General features: G+C 60.1%; 20 protein-coding genes. 3 read left to right on the top strand and 17 right to left on the bottom strand.

Annotated features, from left to right (window positions below):
• Window positions 1-92: 92 nt before the first annotated feature.
• The 14 genes from rpsT to pyrR form a co-directional block, all read right to left on the bottom strand.
• Window positions 93-359, bottom strand: coding sequence for a 30S ribosomal protein S20 (gene rpsT, locus ACESSC_RS02285; protein ID WP_022094714.1), 267 nt, complete (start codon window positions 357-359; stop codon window positions 93-95).
• 133 nt (window positions 360-492) lie between these two features.
• Window positions 493-1,455, bottom strand: coding sequence for a DNA polymerase III subunit delta (gene holA / locus ACESSC_RS02280; protein ID WP_373161047.1), 963 nt, complete (start codon window positions 1,453-1,455; stop codon window positions 493-495).
• 78 nt (window positions 1,456-1,533) lie between these two features.
• Window positions 1,534-3,732, bottom strand: coding sequence for a DNA internalization-related competence protein ComEC/Rec2 (locus ACESSC_RS02275; RefSeq protein WP_373161046.1), 2,199 nt, complete (start codon window positions 3,730-3,732; stop codon window positions 1,534-1,536).
• Between the two features lie 101 nt (window positions 3,733-3,833).
• The gene (locus ACESSC_RS02270; protein ID WP_158550964.1) at window positions 3,834-4,547 is read right to left on the bottom strand and encodes a helix-hairpin-helix domain-containing protein; all 714 of its coding nucleotides are present in this window, start codon (window positions 4,545-4,547) and stop codon (window positions 3,834-3,836) included.
• 213 nt (window positions 4,548-4,760) lie between these two features.
• Window positions 4,761-6,005, bottom strand: coding sequence for a tRNA uracil 4-sulfurtransferase ThiI (gene thiI, locus ACESSC_RS02265; RefSeq protein WP_373161045.1), 1,245 nt, complete (start codon window positions 6,003-6,005; stop codon window positions 4,761-4,763).
• Window positions 6,006-6,287: a DNA-directed RNA polymerase subunit omega gene (locus tag ACESSC_RS02260; protein WP_035138532.1), complete on the bottom strand. Its 282-nt coding sequence runs from the start codon at window positions 6,285-6,287 to the stop codon at window positions 6,006-6,008.
• Between the two features lie 5 nt (window positions 6,288-6,292).
• Window positions 6,293-6,862 carry a guanylate kinase gene (gene gmk / locus ACESSC_RS02255; protein WP_099431806.1) on the bottom strand — a complete coding sequence of 190 codons (570 nt, stop codon included), beginning with the start codon at window positions 6,860-6,862 and terminating at the stop codon, window positions 6,293-6,295.
• Complete coding sequence (gene mihF, locus ACESSC_RS02250) at window positions 6,863-7,171, bottom strand: integration host factor, actinobacterial type (RefSeq protein ID WP_006236130.1); 309 nt, start codon at window positions 7,169-7,171, stop codon at window positions 6,863-6,865.
• 239 nt (window positions 7,172-7,410) lie between these two features.
• Window positions 7,411-8,127: an orotidine-5'-phosphate decarboxylase gene (gene pyrF / locus ACESSC_RS02245; RefSeq protein WP_022094720.1), complete on the bottom strand. Its 717-nt coding sequence runs from the start codon at window positions 8,125-8,127 to the stop codon at window positions 7,411-7,413.
• Window positions 8,121-9,029, bottom strand: coding sequence for a dihydroorotate dehydrogenase (locus ACESSC_RS02240; protein WP_373161106.1), 909 nt, complete (start codon window positions 9,027-9,029; stop codon window positions 8,121-8,123). The genes pyrF and ACESSC_RS02240 overlap by 7 nt, the downstream gene beginning before the upstream one ends.
• Window positions 9,030-9,043: 14 nt before the next feature.
• The gene (locus tag ACESSC_RS02235) at window positions 9,044-9,811 is read right to left on the bottom strand and encodes a dihydroorotate dehydrogenase electron transfer subunit (protein ID WP_373161105.1); all 768 of its coding nucleotides are present in this window, start codon (window positions 9,809-9,811) and stop codon (window positions 9,044-9,046) included.
• A 116-nt stretch (window positions 9,812-9,927) separates the two neighbouring features.
• A complete protein-coding gene (locus ACESSC_RS02230) occupies window positions 9,928-11,217 on the bottom strand; it encodes a dihydroorotase (protein WP_117786050.1) in 1,290 nt (429 codons plus the stop codon).
• Window positions 11,201-12,145 carry an aspartate carbamoyltransferase catalytic subunit gene (locus ACESSC_RS02225; RefSeq protein ID WP_373161044.1) on the bottom strand — a complete coding sequence of 315 codons (945 nt, stop codon included), beginning with the start codon at window positions 12,143-12,145 and terminating at the stop codon, window positions 11,201-11,203. Before ACESSC_RS02225 ends, ACESSC_RS02230 begins: the two co-directional genes overlap by 17 nt.
• 4 nt (window positions 12,146-12,149) lie before the next feature.
• Entirely contained in the window at window positions 12,150-12,734 is a 585-nt protein-coding gene (gene pyrR / locus ACESSC_RS02220; protein WP_006236123.1) for a bifunctional pyr operon transcriptional regulator/uracil phosphoribosyltransferase PyrR, read from the bottom strand.
• Window positions 12,735-13,183: 449 nt separating this feature from the next.
• On the opposite strand from pyrR, the gene rpmB reads away from it, so the two are divergent.
• The gene (gene rpmB, locus ACESSC_RS02215; protein WP_373161043.1) at window positions 13,184-13,372 is read left to right on the top strand and encodes a 50S ribosomal protein L28; all 189 of its coding nucleotides are present in this window, start codon (window positions 13,184-13,186) and stop codon (window positions 13,370-13,372) included.
• Window positions 13,373-13,558: 186 nt separating this feature from the next.
• Here rpmB and ACESSC_RS02210 read toward each other — a convergent pair whose 3' ends face one another.
• The gene (locus tag ACESSC_RS02210; RefSeq protein WP_117637246.1) at window positions 13,559-14,335 is read right to left on the bottom strand and encodes a transposase; all 777 of its coding nucleotides are present in this window, start codon (window positions 14,333-14,335) and stop codon (window positions 13,559-13,561) included.
• A 331-nt stretch (window positions 14,336-14,666) separates the two neighbouring features.
• Here ACESSC_RS02210 and adhE point away from each other — a divergent pair, with 331 nt between their 5' ends.
• Both adhE and ACESSC_RS02200 read left to right on the top strand, forming a co-directional pair.
• Window positions 14,667-17,315: a bifunctional acetaldehyde-CoA/alcohol dehydrogenase gene (gene adhE / locus ACESSC_RS02205; RefSeq protein ID WP_055250041.1), complete on the top strand. Its 2,649-nt coding sequence runs from the start codon at window positions 14,667-14,669 to the stop codon at window positions 17,313-17,315.
• Between the two features lie 88 nt (window positions 17,316-17,403).
• Entirely contained in the window at window positions 17,404-18,168 is a 765-nt protein-coding gene (locus ACESSC_RS02200) for an aminoglycoside phosphotransferase family protein (RefSeq protein ID WP_006236119.1), read from the top strand.
• A gap of 176 nt (window positions 18,169-18,344) precedes the next feature.
• On the opposite strand, the gene ACESSC_RS02195 is transcribed toward ACESSC_RS02200, so the two are convergent.
• Both ACESSC_RS02195 and ispG read right to left on the bottom strand, forming a co-directional pair.
• The gene (locus ACESSC_RS02195; protein ID WP_373161042.1) at window positions 18,345-20,066 is read right to left on the bottom strand and encodes a proline--tRNA ligase; all 1,722 of its coding nucleotides are present in this window, start codon (window positions 20,064-20,066) and stop codon (window positions 18,345-18,347) included.
• Complete coding sequence (gene ispG / locus ACESSC_RS02190; RefSeq protein WP_373161041.1) at window positions 20,067-21,149, bottom strand: flavodoxin-dependent (E)-4-hydroxy-3-methylbut-2-enyl-diphosphate synthase; 1,083 nt, start codon at window positions 21,147-21,149, stop codon at window positions 20,067-20,069.
• Window positions 21,150-21,155: the final 6 nt, after the last annotated feature.

Below are 21,155 nucleotides of genomic sequence, written 5' to 3'. Positions count from 1 at the left end.
ACTATCTTACCCGAGCGGTACAAAAAATGGAGCCTGTTCCATAAAACAGGCTCCATTTATGCGCGTAATCTGTGTAGTGTGAAATTTACAACTTAGGCGTTGATGCTGTTCACGAGCTTGGCAAGACCGGACTTGCGGTTGGAAGCCTGGTTCTTGTGGATAACATGCTTGGCGGCAGCCATGTCGAGACGCTTGGTAACGGTCTTGAGGGCAGCCTGGGCCTTCTCGGCGTCGCCCTCGGCGACGGCGGACTGGACGTGCTTGGTCAGCGTCTTGAGCTCGGACTTGACAGCCTTGTTACGCATGCGAGCTGCCTCATTGGTGCGGATACGCTTCTTCTGAGACTTGATGTTTGCCACTTCTGGAGTTCCTTTCGAGTTCCTTGCAAAAAATGTATGACACCTCTGAGACACGGTGAGGTCATGCAAGCGCCTACTATAGCACGCTCCCCCTCAAAGGAATAGAACGAATTTGTCAAATGTGCAGGTATCATCACGATTTTCTCAAGATGTTCGTAATCCAGAGCAAAAGCGCGGTCTCAGAATCGGCAGAGCCCTTGAGCGCGAGCTCCACATCGACCGCACCCTCGAGCGCTGCGACGAGCTCTGCCATCGAAAAGCGACGCGCCCAAGTCAGGTGATTCTTGACCTGCCAGGACTGGAGCTTGAGCGTTGCGGCCAGCTCACGACCCTGTCCACGCGCATCGAGCGCCTTGGCGACGATCAGCTCACGGATGCGACCGCACAGCAGCGTGTAGGTCCACACATAGCTCTTGGCGGGCAGCAGATTGAAGAGCTCGAGCGATCGCCGCATATCGCGAGCCGAGACGGCGTTGAGGAAGTCCCAGGGTTGAACCTCGGCCGTACGGACAATCCAGCGCTCAACATCGGCAAGTTCAATCTGAGGCGACTCGACCATCTGGGCAAGCTTAGCCAAGTCGTTATCGAGCATGCGCGTGTTTTCGCCCGAACGCGAGACGAGCTCCTCGGCGGCCGCCGTCGAAATCGACTTACCGCGCTGCGTCGCCATCTGCTGAACACGGCGCGGCAGTTCCCAGCGCTTGGTACCCGAGCAATCGACGATAGCCTTCTTGTCGATCTTGGCGATTGCCTTATACAGGCGCGTATTCTTGGCAAGTGAGTCGGCGATGATGAGGCAGACCGTTGTTGGGCTGGGACTCGCCAGATACCCAACGAGCGGCTCCGAGACCGCCTTGGCGAGCTTTGAGCAGCCATCGAGGATTACCAGACGAAACTCGCTGCCCATCGGAAAGGTGTTAAGCGATCCGATAATGGACTCGATATCGGGGTCCTTGGTCATGTCTCGCTCGTCGAGGTTGAACTCGACCATACCCGATTTTTCCAGACGCGCTTTCATACGCGAGACGGCGTGGTCGCGCTTAACTCCGTCGGTACCGACGATCAGATATGCCGGCAGCAAACCGGTTTCGGACATTGCGCTCCCCTCTCGCAGACTCTCGAATACGTACCGTGCCATTCTAGCCCACGAGTTGGTCCCGCGCCAACGGCAGCATCACGGTCGCTGGCATCGCATAGCAAAACCGGTTACGGTCGGCGAGACGATAATGTCTCCTTGTTCGATGGTGCAAGCGAAAGCGCCGCCCGCTTCCTTAACGGCATCGATACAGGCATCCGACGGATGGCCGTAGCGGTTACCCTCGCCCGCGCTCGCGATAGAGAGCTCGGGCTTAAGCGTGCCCAGCAGGTCCGTGTCGACGGAAACTTTTGAGCCGTGATGCCCCAGCTTGAGCACATCGATATCACCCACCTCCTGTACAAACTCGCGTTCCTGATCGAGCTCGGCATCACCAGTGAGGAGCACGCGCAGGCTCTTGCCTTCCTGAGCATAGGAGAGCAATAGAACAAGAGAGTCCTCATTGCCCTCCCCATCCACCGTGTCAAACGGCCACATCACACGTGTCCGAAATGCGCCGATATCGACCGTGTCTCCGCAAGCAACCTGCCGATACGCTACGCCGGGGCGATTCAGGACCTCAGCAGGCGCGCCGTCAAGCGCATCGGCCGCGACCACAATGGTTCCAACCGAAAACTGATCGAGCACATCGGGAAGACCACCCCAGTGGTCTTCGTCCCAATGTGTCACGAAGACGGCGTCGATATGGTGGACGTTATTGCGAACCAGCGCGCTCACCACGCGCTCATCAAGCCCACAGTCAACGAGCGCCACGGCGCCACCCTGACGAACCAGAATCGCATCGGCCTGGCCCACATCGAGCACCGTCACCGAAGGCGGAGCGAATCGATCCCAGTAGATGTACGGAATCGCAGCCAAGAGCACCAGGCACGCAAGCCCTACCGCCATAGGACGTGCACGGGGACGCGGCCACCAGACCAGCAGAGCCACCAGCAAACACGGCACCAGGTAAATCCAAATGCTATCGGGCGGCACGCTCACGGATGCACCCGGAACGGCGGCAAAGAGCTGCTCAAAGAACAGTGCGCACCGGGCGGCAATCATGGGCACAACGAGTGCCCAAGCTTGCAACGGCGCCACAAGCGAAAAGGGAACCAGCACGATCGACACAGCGAGCAGCAGACTCACCACCGGACCGATGACCGCATTCGCCAACGGAGCAATGAGCGAGAACGTACCAAAGGCAGGAATGGTGATGGGCAGCGTCGCCAGTTGCGAGCAAAGCGTGACGGAAAGCATGCCGGCAATGCCCGTTGGCACACCCAGCTCTCCCAAAGCGTAGGTGGCGTACGGGCAAAAGCACAAGATGGCAAAGACGCTGGCACATGAAAGCTGAAAGCCCATCTCGAACAGCACCGTCGGCCGTAGTAGCACAAAGATTGACATGGTTACGAAGAGTGCCGATGCGCCATGCCGGCGGCGCCCCGCGCCGTTTACGACAAGCGTCGCAAAGACCATACAGCACGCGCGCACGGCCGAAGGCGAGGCGCCCGTAAAGGCAGCGTAGCCCACAAGCGTTATCGCCAATATCGCCCGCTGAAGACCACGTGAGCACCGGGTCTTTTGCAATACGCCCTCGATTACATACCCCACGATAGCCAAATGGCTGCCCGAGACGGCGATAAGATGTGCCGTTCCCGTCACCGAAAACCAGTCGCCCGCTGGCTGGGAGCGCAGCTCGGCCGAACGACCGCAGACGACACCGGCTATGAGCGCACGCGCCGGGTCGGTCGCAGGCGCGATGGACGCAAGCAGCCCATTTCGCAGCCGAAGCAGCGGCCCCGGAGAGCCCTCGTCGACCGACGCCAACCGGATGACCTTCACTTTTCGCAGCTCGCCTCGAAGCACGCGTGAGCGCCCATACGCATCGTTCTCAAAACGTGACACGCGACCGATAACACGCACGTGCGCCCCGACCTTGAACTCACGGTCACACGATAGGCGAACCGTTGCCAAGTTCTTACCGTCCGAGCGCGCCTCGCAGGTATAGGAATACACGTCGTCATATATGGATGGGTCACCCTGCACGACAAACTCGAGACTGCTTGCCGCTCGACCGTCGAGCGTCTTCGAGGCGTTGAGCGCACCCACGGCCCACCACGCCGAAACGACCGCACCCGCTATGAGACCGACGGACGCGGCATACAGCCACCGCTTCAAAGGGGCAAGCCGCGCACAAGATTGAGCCAGCACAACGAATACCGCAGCCGCAATGGGAATGGCTATAAGCAATGTGACGGGCGCTGGCTGCTCTCCCAGCAGCAAATCGGCTGCCATGTTAAGCACCAATCCGCAGCTCGCACACAAGCCGGCACAAATGGCCATCGTCCACGGAATCAGGGGCCGCGGAGGCATCACGTGCTCTCGCTCGGTCGCACTCATACGCAGATGCAATCTTTGATTTTGGCAAGCTTCTTCTCGCCGATTCCCGACACGCGCATCAGATCGTCAACCGAGGCAAAAGCACCGTTCTTTGTCCGCTCATCGATAATCGACTGTGCCATTGAGGGACCGATTCCCGAGAGCGTCTGCAGCTCTGCCGAGCTTGCCGTATTAATGTTTACTAGGCCTGTTGCGCCACCGACGCCTGATGATGCGGAAGTCCCACCATCAACACCGGCTTCCGCAATGGACACCTGCTGCTCCCCTACCGTTGGAACGTGAATTTTTTGTCCATCAGTGACCTTGGATGCACGATTAAGCCCCGTAACGTCTGCTTCGGGCGCCAGCCCGCCGGCGGCATCAATCGCCTGAGCCACCCGCGCCCCGTCTTTGAGGCGATATACACCGGGTGACACCACGGCGCCATCAACATCGACATAGACCTCTGCCGCGGCAGACGCCTTAGGCGAAGAGCCTTCAGATGTCTTTCCACTCGAAGCATCGCCGGATCCCGGCTCCACTAACGTGCCCGAACCATCAGTGCGCTCAAACGACACACCGCCGGCACCGCCGCCAAAGTTCGCCATTGCCAGTCCACTCGCCATCGCAATGACGACCAGTATCGCCATCACCACTGCCTTATGACCGAGCAGTTTGCCCGCCCAGCGGTCCATCTTTTTGACTCGTTCGTGTTGTTCGCGCTGCGCCATAGCAAAACCTCCCAACACCATCGTGTCAGGAAACGAACGCCGCAGCTTCCGCACGTCCACACCGGTTTTCGCGGTCAAACCAAAAGCTGACCAAAACCTTACGAAATAATGTCCATTTATTCAGGCACACGTCAGCAAATGAACACTTAGCCGCAAAATGCCCAGATAGCAAAAGACCGACGATGCAGGCGCATCGTCGGTCTATGCACATATTTACTCGTGATCTTGGTAAATCTCACGCGGAGCAAGCTCAGAATGTTTGCGTTTTAAGGTCTTAGGGGCCTTGTACGTGTTGCTCTCGAAGTCGATGTACTCGGTCTGCTTGAGCAGACGCTCAATCATCTCCTCGTGATCAAACAGTTCCCAGGCCTCATGCACGGCATCGAGTTTAGCGTGCGTCTCGGGACGGCGTGGCATAAACAGCGTGCAGCAGTCGGGAGCGGCCTCAGTCGAGATATCGAACGTACCGATCTCCTCGGCGCGTGCGATGATCTCCTGTTTGTCCGAACCGATGAGAGGACGGAACACGGGAATCTTCACGGCTTCGTTGACGGCCATGATGTTCTCAAGCGTTTGGGAGGCAACCTGCCCAAGCGATTCGCCCGTAACGATGGCCCTGGCACCCTCGATGTGTGCAATGCGCTCAGCAACCGAATACATAATGCGGCGATACATGATCACGCGCAGGTTGCTGGGACAGGTGACCGAAATCTCACGCTGGCAGTCGCCAAACGGCACCACGTACAGGCGGCCGATCTGGACACCCGGCTCAAGCGCACGGATGATGTCCTGCACCAGGTATTCACTCGTGTCGGGCGTCTGCGGACGACCGGAGAAATGCACCGGCACGCACACCGCGCCGCGACGCGCGAGCATCCAGGTCGCCACCGGAGAATCGATACCCGACGACAGAAGCGTCACGACCTTGCCGGCAGAACCCACCGGAAGGCCGCCAACGCCGCGCTCGGAGCGCGCATACACGTAGACACTACCCTGAACCACCAGAACGTGCACCTTCGCGTCGGGGTCGTGCATCTGGACCTTTTTATCGGGAAACGCCTCACACAGCACCTCGCCAACCTGTCGATTGATATCGATCGAGGTGAGCTCATAGTCAGTATTGGAGCGCTTGGCGTGCACCTTAAACGAATCGAAGGAACCAAACTCGCGCAGCGCCTTCACAGCGGCGGCGCAGTACTCCTGCGGGTCGCGGTTGGTGTGATACGCCAAAGACACACGGGCAACGCCGGGGACGGTGCGGATGACACGCGCCGCCTCGTCGGCCTGATGCTCGTTAAAGGTCACGAGGATATAACCGGAAATTCGAGACACGGCGTTCACGGAAAAGGCGGCCAAGGCCGCCTTGATGTTATCCATGAGGATATGCTCAAAATGTGCGCGGTTCTTGCCCTTCAGCCCAACCTCGTGATAGTGGACTAGGCAGACGCGAGCCGCCATTTAGGCTTCAGCAACCTTGTGGCCGAGCGCCTTCTCGTAACGGGCCTCGTCGTAAGAGATGTCGCCGTCGACAATCTCGTCCATAGCCATCGAGATGGTATCGGCACCGGAAAGCCCGATGGTGATGTCATCGACATCCTGAACGGCAAGCACGCGGTTGTGCTGGCCACGCAGCATGCTATTGATGTCGCAGGCGCGCTTGGAGGCAAGCGAAGCGAGCAGGAAGCGGTTGTGATCGGTCTTCTCCAGAAGATCGTCAATGCAAGGCTTTACAACGGACACGGACCTCAGATCCTTTCATGCATATCGAGAACGCGAACGAGCTCATCGGTCGCGCGGTCGAGATCGTCATTCACCACGACGTCGTCGTAGCGGTCGGCAAGGGCAAGCTCATCGGCGGCGTTTGCCATACGCAGCTCAATCGTCTCGGGCGTCTCGGTACCGCGACCGACTAGACGCTCGCGGAGCACCTCAAGCGAAGGCGGCTTGATAAAGATCAGCACGGCCTCGGGGAAACGCTCCTTCACCTGCAGGGCGCCCTGGACATCGATCTCCAAAATCAGAGACGAGCCCGAGGCGAGCTTGGATGTGACCTCGCTCACCAACGTGCCGTAGCAGTTACCGTGGACCTCGGCCCACTCAACAAACTCACCGTTTGCCACGCGGCGGTCGAACTCCTCGCGCGTCAGAAAAAAGTAGTTGACGCCGTCGACCTCACCTTTGCGTGGTGCTCGCGTGGTAGCCGAAACCGTCAGACCCAGGTTCGAGCGGCGCTCGCGCACACGAGTGACGAGCGTACCCTTGCCTGCGCCTGACGGTCCAGAAATCACAAAGAGCTTGGAATCCTGAGCGCTCACTTATTTGGTCAGCTGCTCGAGGAGCTGCTCGCGCTGACGGACACCGAGGCCCTGGACGCGACGAGTAGCGGAGATACCGAGCTCCTCCATGATCTTGGCGGCCTTGGCCTTGCCATAACCGGGGAGAGACTCGATGAGGGTGGAAACCTTCATGCGGGAAGCGATGGGGTCATCGGAGTTGAGCACGGACTCGAGGGACTTCTCGCCCTTCTTGATCTGCTCGCGAAGCTCAGCGCGGGCGTGACGTGCGGCAGCAGCCTTCTCAAGAGCCTGCTTGCGCTGCTCGTCGGTAAGCTGAGGGAGTGCCATTCGTACCTCCAAATAGTTGGGTTATATCTGATTCAATAATTGGCATTTTAGCACGTAGAACGTACAAAATGCCTAATCGCGGCTCCATAGGTTAGACGATACCCGCAAAAAGTGCAATATACTGCGCCCAAAGTTAAGCCCCTGACCTGCGATTCCACACAAAGGATGGGAAAGTTTACGCAGGCACAGGGGCTATTTTGTGCTAATGAGACCCAAAAGTGGTGACTTAGGGGAATCTTTTACGCGACGTTTTCGACCAGCTCGGCGACGATGGCGTCAAAGGCGGCAACCGGATCGTCGGCACCGGTGATGGGACGGCCCACCACAATGTGGCTTGCGCCACGCTCGATAGCCTGGGAAGGCGTCGCCACGCGGGACTGGTCACCAAGGGCGGCACCCACCGGACGCACACCCGGAGTCACGATCAGGGCATCAGGACCCAGCAGCTCACGCATGTCGTGAGCCTCCATCGGTGAGCATACGATGCCATCGATGCCGTTGGCCTGAGCAAGCTTTGCCAAGCGGGCGGCCTCCTCGGCCACGGGCGACTCGACGCCGATCTCGCTCAAGGCATCCTGATTCATGCTCGTGAGCACGGTGATGGCGACGAGTTTGGCGCGGTCCTCACGCGCCTCCTCGGCACCCTCGCGGCAGGCAGCGAGCATAGCACCCGAGCCCAGGCCGTGGACCGAAAGCAGGTCGGCACCGGCAAGCGAGGCCGAGCGGGCAGCGCCGCGCACCTGATGCGGAATGTCATGGAACTTAAGGTCGAGGAAGACCTTAAAGCCAAGGTCCTTAAAGGTCTTGACGATCTGGGGACCCTCAGCGTAATAGAGCGTCATGCCGACCTTGAGCCAGGCGGCATGGCCCGAAAGCTCGTGGGCAAGCTCGAGCGCACGCTCGCGGTCGCAGTCGAGAGCGACGATTACGCGGTCGCGGGCATCGGTCTCTAGCATTCGAAAGCACCTACCAGTTCGTTGATGTCCTTCACGCCCTGGGACTCGGCCCAGGCCTCGAGCCCATGCGCAATCTTGAGCGAAGCGCACGGATCGACGAAGTTGGCCATACCGACCGACACGCAGGTGGCGCCAGCCAGGATAAACTCAGCCGCATCCTCACCAGTCATGACACCGCCGACACCGTTGATGGGGATATCGACGGCCTGGGCAACCTCCCAGACCATGCGCACGGCGATGTGGTGGCACAGCGGGCCCGAAAGGCCGCCCTTGGGCTTGGCCACGCGGGACTTGCGGGTATGGACGTCGATGGCCATGCCCTGGATGGAGTTGATGACCGAAAGGCCGTCGGCGCCGGCAGCCTCGAGGGCCTTGGCGATCTCGGCGACGTTGACCGGCGCCATCTTTACGAACAGCGGCTTATCAGTCACCTTGCGGCAGGCAGCCATAACGGAAGAGGCGCCCTCGGGCGTGGAGCCCATGGCGGCACCGCCGGCGGCGATATTAGGGCAGCTCACGTTGATCTCGTAGCCGGCAGCCCAGGGGCACAGCTCGACATACATCTCGAGCGCGCGGACAAACTCGTCAACGGAGTGGCCGGCAACCTGACAGATGACCTGGCAGCCGTCCTTGGACAGCCGTTCGAGCCACGGACCGGACTCGCGGGCAAAGGCAGCCACGCCGGGGTTCTGAAGGCCCACGGAGTTGATCATACCGCCGGGAATCTCAGCCATGCGGGGCGCGGGATTGCCGGGCCAGGGCTCGGCTGCACAACCCTTGGTGGTGATGGCGCCCAGTTGGGAAACATCAAAGAAGTTCTGGAACTGCCAACCGTAGCCAAAGGTACCGGCTGCGGTGTTGATGGGGTTCTGCATCTTGACGCCGCCGAAATCGACGGCCATGTTCACGGTACCCACTAGAAGACCACCACCTTGGAAGCATCGAACACGGGGCCGCACATGCAAGCACCCTTCATACCGTCGACCGTCTCGACATTGCAGGTGTTGCAGGCGCCAAAGCCACAGCTCATCATGCGCTCGAGCGACACCTCGCAGTACGCACCAGCCTCGGCGGCAGCGGCGGCGACCTTCTTCATCATGACGGCGGGACCGCAGCTGGCGACGTAGTCGTAGCCGCCCTCGCCGAGCAGCTCGGCGGCAGGATCAGTGCAAAAACCGTGCGTGCCAAGCGAACCGTCGTCGGTGCACACGTCGACCGTGTCGCACAGAGCGCGGAACTCATTGATGCCCACGGCCTTGGACGCGGTGCCAAAGCCCAGGCACACGTCGACGGCCACACCCTGCTCGGCAAGCTTGCCGGCAAGGCACAGCACGGGCGGAACACCGATGCCGCCCGCCACGAGCAGCGCCTTCCTAGTGCCCTCGGGCACAAGCCAGCCGTGGCCGCCAGGGCCCAGCAGATTAGAGGTGGAACCGGGGGCCATCTGCGACAGACGAAGGGTGTCGTCGCCCACGACGGCGTACCACAGCTCGACGGTGCCGGCCTGGGCATCGGCGCGATAGAAGCTCAGGGGCACGCGAAGCAGCGAAGAGGCATCGCCGGGCACGGCGATGTTCACAAACTGACCGGGCTTGAGCGCACTTGCAAGCTTGGGGGCCGAGATTACGAGCGAGAAGATGCCCTCGGCGATCTCCTTGTTCGAGACGACCTCGAAGTCGTGCATGCGTGCAGTGGAAGGTGTGGGCATAGACGCTCCAATCCCCCATGCGGTTGCATGGTTCAGGCGAACAGAAAGCGCGGCACCGCAAGGGCGCCGCGCACAAAAGCGATAAGGCTATGCTAGCAGATGCAGCCGTCGGCGAGCGTCTGCTTGCCGCCGACAAACACATCGGTGGCACGACCGGTGAGCGTGCGGCCGGCAAAACCGGAATTCTCGGCACGCGACTCGTAGCCGTCCTCGCCGACCGTCCAGGTGGCAGACGCGTCGAAGACAGTCAGGTCGGCAACGGAGCCCGCCTTGACCTGAACCTGGTCGAGGCCCAGGATCTCACGAGGCTTGATGGCCATGAGCTCGACCATGCGACCCATGCTCATCTTGCCCGTGTTGACCAGCTCGGTGAGCACGAGCGACAGCGAGGTCTCGAGGCCGATCATGCCGAAGGGCGCAAGCTCAAACTCGCGGGCCTTCTCCCACGGAGTGTGGGGAGCGTGATCGGTGACGATAGCGTCGACGGTACCGTCGATGACGCCCTGGCGGATGGCCTCGGCGTCCGCTTCGGTACGCAGCGGCGGGTTGACCTTGAGAGAAGTGTTGTAGGTTTCGTCCAGGTCGTTCTCGGTCAGGAACATGTGATGCGGCGTGGCCTCGCAGGTAACCTGAACGCCAGCGGCCTTGCCGGCACGCACGAGCTCCAGGCCATGGGCGGTGGAGATGTGCTGGATGTGCAGTTTGGCGCCGGTCAGCTTGGCGATCTCGATGTCGCGGGCGATCTGGAGCTCCTCGCCGGCAGCCGGCCAGCCCTCGAGAGCCAGACGGGTCGAAACCTTGCCCTCGTTGATCTGGCCGTGGCCGACCAGGTCCTCGTCCTGGCAGTGGCTCATAAAGACCTTGCCGAACATCTTGCCGTAGTCCATGCAGCGACGGAGCATGCCCGCGCCCTGCACGCCACGACCGTCGTCAGTGAAGGCGACGGCGCCGTGGGCGACCATATCGCCCATCTCGGACATGGCCTCGCCCTTAAGACCGCGGGTCATGGCTCCCGACGGATAGACGCGGCAGTGGCCGACCTCGGCAGCGCGGGACTTGACGAACTCCACGACGGTGCCGTTATCGGTGACGGGATCGGTGTTGGGCATGGCGCACACGCCGGTAAAGCCGCCCTTGGCAGCTGCACGGGTGCCGCTCTCGATGTCCTCTTTGACCTCGTAGCCGGGCTCGCGAAGGTGAACGTGCATATCCACCAGGCCGGGGACGAGATATTTGCCGGAAAGGTCGCGGACCTCGGCTCCCTCGACGGCGAGATTCTCGCCGACCTCGGCGATCTTATCGCCGTCAATCAGGACGTCAACGACACCGTCAAGCTCGACGGACGGGTCGACGACGTGGGCATTCTTAAGAAGCAAGGCCATTATCGGCACCTCCAAGCAGCAGATACAGGATAGCCATACGCACGCAGATACCGGCGTAGACCTGCTCCAGGATGACGGAGCGTTGCGGGTGGTCGGCCATATAGGAGTCGAACTCGACGCCGCGGTTGATGGGGCCCGGGTGACAGATGATCGAGTCGGGCTTCATGAGCTTCTCGCGGTCCTTGGTCAGGCCGAAGAGCTTGTGGTACTCACGAATGGTCGGGAACGGAGCGCCCTCGAGGCGCTCCTGCTGCACGCGCAGCATGTAGACGACGTCCAGCTCGGGGAGTACCGAATCGAGGTCGCTCGTCACGTGGTCGCAGCCCAGGACCTCGGGCGCCGGCGGCAGCAGCGTGCCGGGGGCGACGGCGTAGGTCTCGCAGCCCATGATCTTAAGGGCGGGGATCAGCGAGCCGCAGACGCGGGAGTGCGCGATATCGCCGACGACGGCGACCTTAAGACCGTGGAAGTCGCCCTTGTGCTCCCAGATGGTGTACAGGTCGAGCAGGGCCTGCGTGGGATGGTTGTGCTTGCCGTCGCCGGCGCAGATGACGCTCGCGGGCGAGTTCTGCGTGACGATGTAGGGAGCACCGGCGTGCTTATCGCGAACGACGATGCAATCAATCTTGTAGGCGTTGAGGGTCTCGACGGTGTCGACGAGGCTCTCGCCCTTGACCGTGGAGGTCGAGGAGCCGCCAAAGTTGAGGCTGTCAGCCGAAAGACGCTTCTCGGCGAGCTCGAAGGAGCTGCGGGTGCGCGTCGAAGGCTCGTTGAACATGTTGACGATGGTCTTGCCCTTGAGCGTGGGGACCTTCTTGATCGCACGCTCATTGACCTCGGAGAACGCCTTGGCGGTCTCGAGGATGAGCTTGATGTCCTCTTCGGAGTACTCGGTAATGTCGATCAGGTGCTTATGGTTGAACGCCACGGTACTACTCACCTCCCAGCGGCGCGGAGCCCACGTGGGAACCCGGCGCGACGTCGTTAATCTCGACGGCGGTGTGGCCGTCGACTTCCTTCATATACAGGTGCACGTTCTCCTCATGCGACGAGGGAACGTTCTTGCCGACAAAGTCCGGCGAGATGGGGAGCTCACGGTGACCGCGGTCAACGAGAACTGCCAGCTCGATGCGGCTCGGACGGCCCAGGTCCATGACGGCATCCAGAGCGGCGCGGATAGTACGGCCCGTATACAGGATGTCGTCCACCAGCACGACGCGCTTGCCGTCGACGCTGAAGGGAATGTTGGTAGCGTGGATCGCGGGAGCGAAATTGGTCGCATAGTCATCGCGGTAGAAGCTGATGTCCAGGCTGCCGAGCGGAACGTCGACGCCCTCGATCTCCTTGATCTCCTCGGCGAGCTTCTTTGCCAGAAGGTCGCCGCGCGTGACGATGCCGACCAGAGCGAGGTCTTCACAGCCCTCGTTGCGCTCGAGAATCTCGTGCGCGATGCGGGTCATCGCTCGATTGACGGCGGTCTCGTCCATGATGACCGCCTTGGGGGAAGTCGTGCCCATCGATCTCCTTCCTCACATGTCTTGACTGCTGACACAGTCAAAAAAATAGATGCCCGACCGCTTAAAGCGGACCAGACACCCACAGGAAGGGCTGCTCTTTGGCAGCTATGTAATTCCATGTGGGTATCTCGTACCCCTTTAATGGTCAAGGGATAGTGTAGCCAACCTCGAGCTTAATTGCGAGCATAAATACAGAACAATCCGTAAACGGGCGCAGGTGCTCCATAAACCTATATATTTGTGGGACGAGCTTGAAAACGCACGCACGAGCTGGCATAATCCCCTCTGCTACACGCAAATCGGATCTACGTCCAGGGCCGTGGCGTGAGCACTATCGCCAAAAGAGGAATATCTCTGTGTAGATTACGCACAGGGAGCTGCTTCTGTGCTATAGTTCAGGCTTGTTTGTTAACGCGACATGTTCGTTTGTCGCCCAAGGAGGGTCAGTTATGTCCAAAGTTTGCGAAGTTTGCGGTAAGCACCCCGTTGCCGGTCGCTCCATCAGCCACTCTCACCGCGTCACCAACCGTAAGTTCCGCCCCAACATCCAGCGCGTCTACGTCGTCGTCGATGGTCATCGTCGCAAGATGAACGTTTGCTCCACCTGCCTCAAGTCTGGCAAGGTTTCGCGCTCCTAAATAAGGTCTTACCAACAAGTACCTCGGACTCTCCGGGTCAAAGACCTCGCGTTCATATAGAACTTACCAAAGGCGTCCTCCCCCACGGAGGGCGCCTTTTTGCACTCATTGGGGACAGACTTACATGAGTGTTTTCACGCATTGGGGACAGACGTAACGCATGCCGACTGCGGTTCGGCCCCTACCTCACGCTGCCTCCTTCCAGCCTACAGTGGCCTTGGTCACGCTTGTAGCGCCGATACCGGTGATACGGGCAATTTGCTTGACCGTGAGATGTGCCCGCCTGAGCCTCAGCAGACAGGCATCACGTTCGGAGCGTGGCAGGGCCTTGAGCAGCGCAGGATCCATGCTCGGCAAAACTTCGCGCGCAACGGAAAGGGCGTCCTCATCGGGGATCCGTCGGCGCGGAAGAATCTCCACTGACCAGATGCGCCCGGCAACTTCCTCGAGATGCTCGCAATAGCAACGAGAGCCTCCGACAATATCGAGCATAGGGGCCGCGTCACAGATATCAAAGGGATCGTATCCCAGCTGGTATGCCTTGTAGCTTGACCAGCGGTAGGCATCGAGCGAGTCGAGCACACCTTTCACAGGATTGAGATGGATATAATCGAGCAACTGCACCGCCTGCGTGTCCGACTCGACCGCGATCCGCGAATAGCGATTATCAAACAGGTGACCCGTTCTTCCCGTTTTTCCATTGAAATACTTGGCATAGGCCGTCAGCGCGCACTGCATTGCCTTTGAAAGGTTGTCATATGGGTCATCAACCATCAAATGGAAGTGATTATCCATAAGGCACCAGGCCAACACCGCCACGTCATGGCACGCAAACCTGTCTGAGATGTCCGATAAGAAACGATAGCGGTCGGAATCATCTTCAAAAATGATCTGTTTGGAGTTGCCGCGGTCAAAGACGTGGTAATAGCCGGTGAGCGATATTTCGCGGGCGCATCGGGGCATGGTCTCTCCTTTCAAAGCCGTACAGGCAACACCTAAAAGGAGAGAAGGAACGCGAAATGCTGAGCCTGTGACCTATTTATATCCAATCAGCAACAAAAACAGGCCCAAAACGACAAAATCGCAAATCGATGTCTGTCCCAAATGAGTGAAACCACTCATGTAAGTCTGTCCCCAATGAGTGTGGCGATGCACTGGCAGATAGTTTTAGTTAAAACGCTTCAGTTTATTGAAGCGTTTTAGTATGCCTTTTACGGGAATCTTACCGTTCGCCGAATAATTTCTTGCTATCATGCAAGACGTAGGGTAAATCTCCGATCGCAAGGAGACACAAATGGTGAAAAAGTCACCGGAAAACACTACTCCCGCAATTGTGGACAACGTAGAGGCGCTTGAGGCTAAGCTCGCTCAGATGCGAGAGGCCCAGGCGCTTTTTGCTACGTACACGCAGGAGCAGGTCGACAAGATCTTCTATGAGGCCGCCATGGCCGCCAACAAGGCTCGTATCCCGTTGGCGAAGATGGCCATCGAGGAGACCGGCCGCGGCGTTCTTGAGGACAAGGTCATCAAGAACCACTACGCCGCAGAGTACATCTACAACGCTTACAAGAACACCAAGACCTGTGGTGTCCTGGAGCGCGACGAGGCTTATGGCATCACCAAGATCGCCGAGCCCATCGGTATCGTGGGCGCCGTCATCCCGACGACCAACCCCACCTCCACTGCGATCTTCAAGACGCTGATCAGCCTGAAGACCCGCAACGCCATCATCATCTCCCCGCACCCGGCTGCCGCCAAGTGCACCATCGCCGCCGCCAAGCTCGTGCTTGACGCCGCCGTCAAGGCCGGCGCCCCCGAGGGTATCATCGGCTGGGTCGATGTCCCCTCCATCGAGCTGACCAACATGGTCATGCGCGACGTCGACATCATCCTCGCCACCGGTGGCCCGGGCATGGTCAAGGCCGCCTACTCCTCGGGCAAGCCCGCCCTGGGCGTTGGCGCCGGTAACACCCCGGTCGTCATCGACGACACCGCCGACGTGCTGCTCGCCGTCAACTCCATCATCCACTCCAAGACCTTCGACAACGGCATGATCTGCGCTTCCGAGCAGTCCGTGACCGTCATCGACACCATCTATGACCAGGTTAAGGCCGAGTTCCAGAAGCGCGGCTGCTACTTCGTCAAGCAGGGTGCCGAGATGGAGGCCCTGCGTGCCGCCATGTTCAAGAACGGCGCCCTCGATCACCGCATTCCCGGCATGGCTGCCGCCAAGATCGCCGAGCTCGCCGGCATCGAGGTTCCCGCCAAGACCAAGATCCTGATCGCCGAGGTCACCTCCACCGACCCCGCCAAGGAGGAGTTCTCCCACGAGAAGCTCTCCCCGGTCCTGGCCATGTATCACGCCAAGGACTTCCAGGAGGCCGTCGACAAGGCCGAGCACCTGGTGCTCGCCGGTGGCCCGGGCCACACCGCCTCTCTGTACGTGCACCCCGCCCAGGCCGAGAAGATCAGTCTGTTCGAGCACGTCATGAAGGCCTGCCGCATCGTCATCAACACCCCGTCCTCGCACGGCGGCATCGGTGACCTGTACAACTTTGGCATGAAGCCGTCTCTGACCCTGGGCTGCGGCTCCTGGGGCGGCAACTCCGTCTCCGAGAACGTTGGGGTGAAGCACTTGATCAACGTTAAGACTGTGGCCGAGCGCCGTGAGAACATGCTGTGGTTCCGCGCTCCCGAGAAGGTCTACTTCAAGAAGGGTTCCACGCCCGTCGCCCTCGACGAGCTCGGTACTGTCATGGGCAAGAAGCGCGCCTTCATCGTCACCGACCAGTTCCTCTTCAAGAATGGCAACACCCGCGCCATCGAGGCCAAGCTCGACGAGATGGGCATCGCCCACGACTGCTTCTACGACGTCGAGCCCGATCCGTCGCTGCAGTGCGCACGTCGCGGCGCCAAGCAGATGGCTCTCTTTGAGCCTGACGTGATCATCGCCGTCGGCGGTGGCTCCGCTATGGACGCCGGCAAGATCATGTGGATGATGTACGAGCACCCCGAGTGCAAGTTTGAGGACATGGCCATGGACTTCATGGACATCCGCAAGCGTATCTTCACTTTCCCCGAGATGGGCAAGAAGGCCTACTTCGTCGCCGTCCCGACCTCTTCGGGTACCGGCTCCGAGTGCACGCCGTTCGCCATCATCACCGACAAGGAGACCGGCATCAAGTGGCCGCTCGCCGACTACGCGCTGCTCCCCAACATGGCTATCGTCGACGCCGACAACTGCATGACCGCCCCGCGCGGCCTGACCGCTGCCTCCGGCATCGACGTCATGACCCACGCCATCGAGTCCTACGTCTCCATCATGGCTTCCGACTACACCAAGGGCCTCTCCGAGCGCGCTGCTAAGCTCGTCTTCGAGAACCTGCCCTCCAGCTTCACGAACGGCGCCAAGGACCCGCATGCCCGCGAGGAGATGCACAACGCCTCTTGCATGGCCGGTATGGCCTTCGCCAACGCCTTCCTGGGCCTCAACCACTCCATGGCTCACAAGCTCGGCGCCTTCCATCACCTGCCCCACGGCCTCGCCAACGCCGTCATCCTGACCCGCGTTATGCGCTACAACGCCGCCGAGGCTCCCGTCAAGATGGGCACCTTCTCCCAGTATCCTTACCCCAACGCGCTGCACAACTACGCCGAGATGGCCAAGTACTGCGGCATCGAGGGCAAGGACGACAAGGAGGTCTTCGAGAACTTCATCACGAAGCTCGAGGAGCTCAAGGACTTCATCGGCGTCAAGAAGACCATCGCCGACTACGGTGTTGACGAGCAGTACTTCCTCGACACCCTCGACGAGATGACCGAGCAGGCATTCAACGACCAGTGCACCGGCGCAAACCCGCGCTACCCGCTCATGAGCGAGATCAAGGAGCTCTACCTGGACGCCTACTACGGCCGCGAGCCTCAGGACTACGCCGTCTGCTAGTTTTAGCACGGTTTTTAACGGCGGGGGTGCACGGGTGTTTCACACACCCCCGCCGTCGCTTCTATCGCATCGTTGAAAGGATGCAACCATGCTGCTACCCGATTCCAAGACCGAGCTCGTCCGCCGTGGCAACAAGGTCGTTTACGACCTGGGCGACAAGATTGTCAAGGTCTTTAACGAGACCAAGCCTGTCTCCGACGTGTTCAACGAGGCTTTGAATCTTGCCCGCATCAATGAGTGCGGCATCCGCAGCCCCAAGGCTCTCGAGGTTTCCCAGCTCGAGAACGCCAACGGCTGGGCGCTCGTGACCGAGAAGGTTCCGGGCACCACCCTTGCCGAGAAGATGACTGCCGAGCCCCAGCGCTTTGGTGAGTATCTCGAGATGTTCGTCGACCTCCAGATCGAGATCCACGGCTACACCTCCCCGCTGCTCAACCGTCAGCGCGACAAGTTCGCCCGCATGATCGACAGCCTTGATCAGCTCAATGCCACCACGCGCTACAACCTTCAGGAGCGTCTGGACGGCATGACCAAGGAGTTCAAGGTCTGCCACGGCGACTTCAACCCCTCCAACGTCATCGTCGGCGACGACGGCCAGCTCTATGTGTGCGACTGGGCACACGCCACCCAGGGCTCCCCTGCTGCCGACGTTGCCACCACCTACCTGCTCTTCGCCCTCAACAGCAAGGATCAGGCCGAGGCCTACCTGGAGCTCTACTGCGACCGCGCCGACATGCCCATGCAGGTCGTGCGTCAGTGGACGAGCATCGTCGCCGCTTCCGAGCTCGCTCGTAAGCGCAACGTGAACGATGAGTTCCTGAAGAACTGGATCGACGTCGTCGATTATCAGTAATATCTGAGCGATTTATTTCGCATCGGAGGCACAAGAAAACCCCGCAGCTCATATGGGCTGTGGGGTTTTCCTTTACCCATCGAGTTTATTCACGCAACAAAATAGACTGCTCCGCATCTCTTCCTAAGAGAGATACGGAGCAGTCCCGCAATTACATCTAATAGCAGAAACGTCGATTAACGGCGGGCCGCCTTAACAAGCTCGGCAACCTTGGCAACGACCTCGTCGATCGCCACGTCCTCACGCTCGCCCATGGCACGGTCCTTGAGCTCCACAGTACCATTCTTGAGGCCACGCTTACCCAGAACGACCTGATACGGGAAGCCCATGAGGTCGTTATCGGCAAACTTAAAGCCGGGACGCTCGTCACGGTCATCGACGACAACCTCGATACCCTCGGCGCACAGGCCCTCGACGATTTGGTCGCAGACGGTTGCGCACTCCTCCTTCTTGGGATCGAGCGGAATCACAGCGACCTCGTACGGGGCAACGGAAACCGGCCAGACGATACCGTGCTCGTCGTTGTGCTGCTCCACGACGGCAGCAAGCGAGCGGGACACGCCCACGCCGTAGCAACCCATGATAAGCGGCTTCTCCTTGCCGTCCTCGTCCATAAAGGTGGCGCCCATGGCCTCGGAATACTTGGTACCCAACTGGAAGACCTGCGAGACCTCGATGCCGCGAGCAGCAGAGAGCGGCTTGCCGCAGTGCGGGCAGGGATCGCCGGCAACGACGGTGACCAGATCTGCCCACTCATCGACGGTAAAGTCGCGCTCGGGGCAGGCACCGGTAAAGTGATAATCGACCTCGTTGGCACCGCAGGCCCACTGCTTGGACTCGCGCAGGCTCTCGTCGCACACCAGGCGAATGCCCTCGGGCAGGTTAACCGGTCCGATAAAGCCCTTATGCAGACCGTAGGTCTGGAGCTCCTCATCAGTCATCATGCGATAGGCCTTGCCAAAGACATGCTCGGCCTTGCAATCGTTGAGCTCGTGGTCGCCCGGAACAATGGCCACGACGGGCTTGCCCTCGGCGTCGAGGAGTGCCAGAGACTTGCGCGTGCCGTTCTCGGGGAAGCCGAAGAACTTTGCAACGGCCTCGATGGTGCCCATGCCCGGAGTCTCGACCTTGGTAAGCGTACCGTCGCCAGGACCCTCGGTCACAACGACCTTGGTGCTTGCGGCCTCATCGTCGGCAGCGAAGCCGCAATCGTCGCAGTAGACGAGCGAAGCCTCGCCAGCGTCGGCCAAAGCCATGTACTCGACGGAGGTATCGCCACCGATCTCGCCGGAGTCGGCGACAACGGGCAGAGCCTTGATGTAGCAGCGCTCGCAAATGTTGGCATAGGCCTGCTTCATCTTGTCGTACTCCTCCTGCAGGCTCTCCTGCGTGGCGGAGAAGCTGTAGGCGTCCTTCATGATGAACTCGCGGCCGCGCATCAGGCCAAAGCGGGGACGGAACTCATCGCGGAACTTGTCCTGGATGTGATAGAGGTTCACTGGCAGCTGCTTGTAGGAACGCAACTCATTGCGCACCAGGGCAGTCACGGTCTCCTCGTGCGTGGGTCCGAGCACAAACTCGCGGCCGTGGCGGTCATCAAAGCGCACAAGCTCCTTGCCATAGGCATCGATACGGCCGGACTCACGCCACAGCTCGGCATCGACCATGATGGGCATCATAAGCTCCTGGGCGCCGGCAGCGTCCATCTCGTCGCGCACGATGTTCTCAATCTTGCGGATCGAGCGCCAAGCAAGCGGCAGATAGGAATACAGGCCGGCGGCCTCCTTGCGGATCATGCCGGCACGGAGCAACAGGCGGTGGCTGGCGAGCTCAGCGTCCGCCGGATCCTCTTTAAGCGTCGGCGCATAGAGCTTAGACATATACATTGCTCGAGTCATTTACTTCTCCTCAATAAGCTTGTCGACCTCGGCCATAAGCGCGTCGACAATTTGATCCTCAGCTACTTTACCAATGATCTGGCCATGCGAAAAGAGCAAGGCCTGACCACGTCCGCAAGCAACGCCCAGGTCGGCATCAGAAGCCTCACCGGGGCCATTAACGGCACATCCCATGACGGCAATCGAAAGCGGCGCGGCATAGTTCTTAAGCCGCTCGGTTACTTCCTCGGCGATGGGAATCAGGTTAACCTGGCAGCGGGCGCACGTGGGGCAAGAGACAATCTCGGGACCACGGCGACGCAGGCCCAGTGACTGCAAAATTCCCCAGGCGACCGGCGGCTCCTCAACCGGATCGGCCGTGAGCGACACACGCATGGTGTCACCGATGCCTTCGGAAAGCAAGATACCCAAGCCTACAGAGCTCTTGATGGTGCCCTGAAGCTTGGTCCCCGCCTCCGTCACGCCCAGGTGGAGCGGAACATGCGGTATTTCGCGCGACAGGGCGCGATAGGCATCAAGCGTCGTCTGTACGCTATGGGCCTTGGCGGATAGCACGATGTTGGTAAACCCACGGTCCTCAAAGTGCCGCACAAAGCGTTCGCTCGACATCACGAGCTTTTCGGGCTGCGTGAGGTCGTCTCGCTCGGCAATATCTTGCTCAAGCGAGCCCGCGTTCACGCCAATGCGAATCGCGCAGCCCGCGGCACCCGCGGCATCGATGACAGCGTCAACCTTGGCCCAATCGCCGATATTGCCGGGGTTGATGCGCAGCTTAGAGGCACCAGCCTCGACAGCGCCAATGGCAAGCTTATGGTTAAAATGGATATCGGCGACGATTGGCACCGGAGACTCGGCACAAATCGTGCGAAAGCCCTCGAGCGCAGCCTCGGTAGGCACGCTCACGCGCACGATATCGCAGCCAGCCTGCGCCAACGCGCACACTTGCGCAAGCGTTGCCTGGGCATCAGCAGTATCGGTGCAGGTCATAGACTGAACCACGACCGGAGCGCCACCACCGATCTGCACGCCGCCCACATGCACGGGGCGCGTCAACTCGCGAGGCAAAGGATGGGATAAAGACAATCCAAA

Source organism: Collinsella aerofaciens (assembly GCF_964243765.1).
Taxonomy (GTDB): Bacteria; Actinomycetota; Coriobacteriia; order Coriobacteriales; family Coriobacteriaceae; genus Collinsella; species Collinsella aerofaciens_BU.
Note: the sequence above shows the minus strand (reverse complement) of the source record. Positions and strands in the feature narration are given on the sequence as shown.